Below are 5191 nucleotides of genomic sequence, written 5' to 3' on the forward strand. Positions count from 1 at the left end.
CCGGATGGAGGTCACGTATTAGCGACATATCCGCAATCATCCTCGGACCACGAATTCGCTCCTCATCAACCACCTTCAGCGGGCCAATTTGTCGGCCGTCCTCCAGGGTCAGAAACTGGCCATCAACCACCCCCATATAACTTGCCAACTGCTCGCCAAGCATGATTGGGTATGGCGGGCGCATCAGCGACATCATCTGGGTCTGACTCTGGCTGGTAACCTGTCCCTTGAAATTCGAATACATCGCAATGGGATCAATACCGACAATCTCGAAATCTCGACTCTCGTCAGTCACAATCGTATGCTGATCCATCGGCACGCACTGGCTAAAACCGGCACGACGCAATTGAATATAAAAGCCTTGGGGAACTTTGATAGCGGGCTGGTTGTGGCGAATACGATATGGAAAAGGATTTGAAAAAAGTTGTTCGCCCTGACGATAGCTTTCTCTGGCCTGCTGGTTGACGCCCATAACACCAACCAACAAGGCGATGCCCAATGTCAGACCCAGCCATACCAGCACGATTTGGAAAGGGTGGCGCTTATAATGCCCCCAAAGCGCTTTAGCTACGGGGCTTGACATGAAGCTGACCTCCCTGCAGTCGAATACAGCCATTCATATGTTCGGCCACCTTTTTACTGTGCGTCACTAACAACAAAGTACAGTCTAACTGGCGTGTCAGGTTGACCAGGAGCCGTATCACCGCGCCGGCATTTCGTTCGTCCAGGCTTCCTGTCGGTTCATCCGCCAGCAAAATATCCGGCTCCATGTACAGAGCACGAGCAATGGCAGCGCGTTGTTGCTGGCCGCCTGACATTTCTTCAGGGTAACGTCCCAGCAGCGGCATAAGATCCAGGGCGGAAATAATCTGTCGCCATAATTCCGGCTTTTCTTCCAGCCCTTTAAGCTGGCGGCAGAAACGAATATTATCTGCAGTAGTTAGAGTGGGAAGTAAATTGAATTGCTGAAAAACGAGGCCAATGTTGTTACGACGAAAAGCAGTTCTTTCACGTTCGGAAATTGCGTGAATCGGTGTTTTACCCAACCAGACTTCACCAGAGTCGACCGTGTCCAAGCCTGCAATCAAATTTAGCAAGGTACTTTTCCCCGAGCCGCTTTCGCCCATAAGCGCCAACTGCTCACCTTGCTTTAGCTCCAGCTCTGCACCTTGTAAGACAGAGTGATACTCACCGCCGTCCTGGTAGCCTTTGCAGAGCTCCACTAGTCGTAACATCCAATTCCCCAAATTTTTGTAGGTGTTTTCCGAAAGTGAAATTTACAGCAAAGCCCGGATTCGAGAAAGTACTTTAAAAGTCTCATTTGGAAATAAAAATGCAACGCGCTACAAACCACCCACAATTTAAACAATCCGCCTACACGTCAATCACAACATCCTGAAAATCAACATACTGAGTGCCGATAAAATACACACATCAACGCCTCTGTATACCCTGTAGGCTCTCGCCGTTATTCTACCATTATTATTCGGCAAGTAAGCTTTTCTTCCTACTGGAGTAAAAAAGTATTTTATGACTCCTTTGATAATTGTAAGACAATGTTCAGAAAGCGGTATCAGGAAACACATTCACTACCCAGCCAGCGACAGGTCGGGCTTTATCCGCTACATTTTTATTATCGTCACTATTTATTCAATGACCTTTCATCAACATAGTTAAAATCGACCATTTGCAGACCATTACAGCAGGGAGCATGTAATAGATGATAAAAACAATTCTGGTTGTCGGAGCCTCAGGGTATGTAGGAAGTCACCTGGTTCCCGAATTGGCAAACAGCGGATACCAGATAAAAGCCACCGGTCGAAACCTGGACCTATTGAGAAAAAGAGGATGGGGAGCGATTCCCAACATCGAACTGGTGGAGCTTGACCTCAATGTTCATTCCGACCTGGACGGGTTGCTACAAGGTGTTGATGCCGTATTCTTTCTGGTTCACGGCATGAACCATGGCCACGACTTTATCGACATCGAACTCCACGCCGCCAGAAATTTCAGCCAGGCCCTCAAACAAAGTTCGGTTCAGCGAGTTATCTACCTTGGTGCCCTCCAAGCCAAGCAAGGGAACTCAAAGCATTTGGACGCAAGAAAACGAACCGGAGAGATCCTTCGCGAAAGCGGCATCCCCGTCACCGAACTTCGTGCTGGGATCATTGTTGGCCCGGGGTCGGCAGCATTCGAAGTTATGCGGGATTTCGTCTACCACCTCCCGATAATTATTGCCCCCAAGTGGGTGAAGTCTCATAACTCCCCTATCGCGCTGCGAAACCTGCTTCATTACCTGCTTGAACTGTTGCACTTCAATCCTTGCCGTCACCAGATTATGGATGTCACCGGCCCTGAAGCCATTAGCTATGAAGCCCAGATGCGCAAACTAGGTGCCCATGCCGGGAAAAAAGTCCGGATTTTGCCCGTCCCTTTGCTAACACCCTCCATAGCGGCCTACTGGTTAAAATTTATTACCTCGGTACCAACCAATATCGCCCGCGCCCTGATCGGTGGACTGCGTTTCGACCTTGCCGCCAACGGCAGTGCGATTCAGTCGCTGATCCCGCAGTACTTACTCACCTATGACGAGGCTGTCGAGGAATGCCTCGGCCATGAAAGCGAGGTGGTACGCAGTGAAATCTGGGGGTTTGATCCCGATGCCCTTGCCCGCTGGCAAACTGGTTATGGCTATTACCCCAAACAGGCCGGCTACACGCTGAAAACAGATGCGACCAGCGAGCAGCTTTGGGATCAGGTTCAGCTCGTCGGCGGCAAGGAAGGCTACTTCTTCGCCAACTACCTGTGGCGTATTCGTGAGTGGATGGATTTTGCTATTGGGGGCGACGCACTGAAACGATACCGGCGTGATCCGGAAAAACTGCAACTCGGCGATAAAGTTGATTCATGGAAGGTGATCAATATTGTCCCCAATCACTTTCTCTCACTGCTGTTCGGGATGAAAGCCCCGGGGCTTGGTCGGCTCGAATTTACCATTGAGGATAAAGGCGAATACCGTGAAATAGATATCCGTGCCTGGTGGCACCCGGCAGGCTTCTCCGGACTTCTCTACTGGTTTGCCATGATGCCTGCCCACCTATTCATTTTCAAAGGGATGACCCACGCTCTGGTGAAGCGATGCAAAGCCAAAGCCCGCGAGGGGAAATCTATTACCCAATAAAGTCATAAAGCGACAGAGTAATCTCAGTCATATGGATCTCTTCACCGGAGTAATTTCATGCCCCGCAACAATTAGCCCCAACATAATCAGAGACTATCGCCTCTTGTTTAATGTCATGATTTATCAAGGCATGCTGATGATCCACCTTGACTATAATGCGAAAGAATTTAAACCCGAGTCTATTTCCTGTTTTCTCGAAGAGTTTCAGGCGTGGTTTCGAGAGGCGTTATCGAAGTAGTCATGTTTTCGTGAAGCCTTCTTTTTGTGCCTAATCGCCAATAATGGTACTGTACTGAACAGTTTCACTTAAGCTAGGTTTTGTTATGCGAGCTTCTACCCAAAAGAAAAGAACCCGAATCATCGAGGTAGCCACTGAACTCTTTATTGAACAAGGTTACAAAGATACCTCGCTGGACCAAATCGTTGCCATTTGTGGCGGCTCGAAGCAGACCTTATATCGCTATTTCTCCAACAAGGAAGGGCTGTTTATTGAGGTCTTAGCGCATAATACTAAAACCAGTTTAGAATCGGTTTTCCAACTCGCAGAAAAGCAAAACGACTCTCTGCAAGATACGCTTGAAGACTTCGCGAAGAAGTATCTGCGGGGTATTTGTTCTAATCCGATGTTATCGCTCTATCGGATCATTTCGGCCGATTTCAATAAACACGACTCCGTGCCAAACCAGTTCTGGCAAAAGGGGCCTAGGCGGATTCATCAGTACTTAATTGAGTTTCTAAAAACCGATGAAGTCAGCCAACAGCTTAAAGTTGACGATCCTGATCTCGCCTGTGGGCAGCTTCTTGCACTGATCAAACTCGATTACCAAAACATGGCGTTAATGGGATTTGACTTTCTCAGCGACGAAGAATTAGACAGTCATGCACACAAGGCCATTTGTGCATTTCTTTCGCTCTATCAGCGATAAGCAGAATACAAAAAAGGAGTGTCACCACTCCCTTTTCGCTAGAGCTAGCTTGCTTGCTTCCTGCTTTGCAGCCAGTTTCTTGCCAATCAATAGAATTAGTGCAAGGGCAAAAATGGAGAAAATGAACATAATGAGCGAGTTATTCAATGCTAACGTGGTTGCTTGCTCTTTCACTACCCCGCTGATCTGGCTCATCCCCAATGATGGAGTTGGCAATCGGCCATGGGTCAGAATCGCGTTACCCAGTGCGTGTTCATAAGCCGCAAACGTGTGGCTTGTTCCATCTAAGCTTCGACCAATTTCACCTGAAGCTTGTGCACTGTGGTTTTGAATCACACGCGAGAAAAACGCACCGCCTATCACTCCCCCCATGGTTCGGAACAGATAAAAATTAGCAATACCCTCAAGACGATCATCGACCTGAAAATACATCAGTACCGCTATGGTCACCGATACGTTCAGCATACCCACACCAAAACCGCGTAACAGCATTGGCAGGGGCAAGGATTCAGGCCCAACAAAGCTTGGCAACTGGCTGAATTCATTCACCGATAGCAAAATCATCAACACTCCAAACGGCACCACGGCATCAGCAAGCGGACGTCTGAAGTAGAACACCAGCACACTCACCAGCATGCCGACGAGCATTGCGTAAAATGAGGGTAATTGCGCATAGCCCGCATTGAGGTTGTTGTAGTGCATCGCCATTTTCAGGAAGTTGCCAAACAGTGCAGTACTTGCCATTACCGCAAAACCGGCCAAAAATGCATTGTACATAAAAACATTGGTTTTCAACTTACTGTGCAACTGCATAGATGCCGTATTTCGCTTCCGTGTAATGACGATGAGATACACTGCGGCCAATACTAGCGCAGCAGCAACAACCGTAAGTTGGGAGAACAAAATCGAATCCAGCCAGTTATAAAAACTGCCGCGCATTAAGAGAAACACCACAAGACCCATGGCGGCTGCCAGCACTAAATAGATCACAGCGCCTGATTTTGGCTTGACTGCAATGTGAATTGGCGTCGGTTTAAATAAGCTCACCAATACCAAGGCAGAAAAGTACAACCATGCAGACACG

Annotated in this window: 4 protein-coding genes and 1 pseudogene; 2 read left to right on the forward strand and 3 right to left on the reverse strand. The window is 48.2% G+C overall.

The features are described from left to right. Nucleotides 1-583: pseudogene (locus tag MHN01_RS16080) on the reverse strand (ABC transporter permease); the annotation flags it as partial. After that, nucleotides 564-1235 (reverse strand): ABC transporter ATP-binding protein, encoded by a 672-nt coding sequence (locus MHN01_RS16085; RefSeq protein WP_160658233.1) that lies wholly within the window; start codon nucleotides 1233-1235, stop codon nucleotides 564-566. The gene MHN01_RS16085 and the pseudogene MHN01_RS16080, both read right to left, overlap by 20 nt. A 485-nt stretch (nucleotides 1236-1720) precedes the next feature. Between MHN01_RS16085 and MHN01_RS16090 the strand changes: the two genes are divergently transcribed. Together MHN01_RS16090 and MHN01_RS16095 are read left to right on the forward strand one after the other, a co-directional pair. Next, the gene (locus MHN01_RS16090) at nucleotides 1721-3181 is read left to right on the forward strand and encodes a DUF2867 domain-containing protein (protein WP_239412270.1); all 1461 of its coding nucleotides are present in this window, start codon (nucleotides 1721-1723) and stop codon (nucleotides 3179-3181) included. A gap of 323 nt (nucleotides 3182-3504) precedes the next feature. After that, nucleotides 3505-4107, forward strand: coding sequence for a TetR/AcrR family transcriptional regulator (locus MHN01_RS16095; protein ID WP_239412271.1), 603 nt, complete (start codon nucleotides 3505-3507; stop codon nucleotides 4105-4107). 21 nt (nucleotides 4108-4128) lie between these two features. Here the strand turns inward: MHN01_RS16095 and MHN01_RS16100 are convergent. Further along, nucleotides 4129-5191, reverse strand: a 1063-nt coding sequence (locus tag MHN01_RS16100; protein WP_239412272.1) for an MFS transporter, incomplete at its 5' end; no start/stop codon positions are given.

This window comes from Photobacterium sp. OFAV2-7 (assembly GCF_022347985.1).
GTDB lineage: Bacteria > Pseudomonadota > Gammaproteobacteria > Enterobacterales > Vibrionaceae > Photobacterium.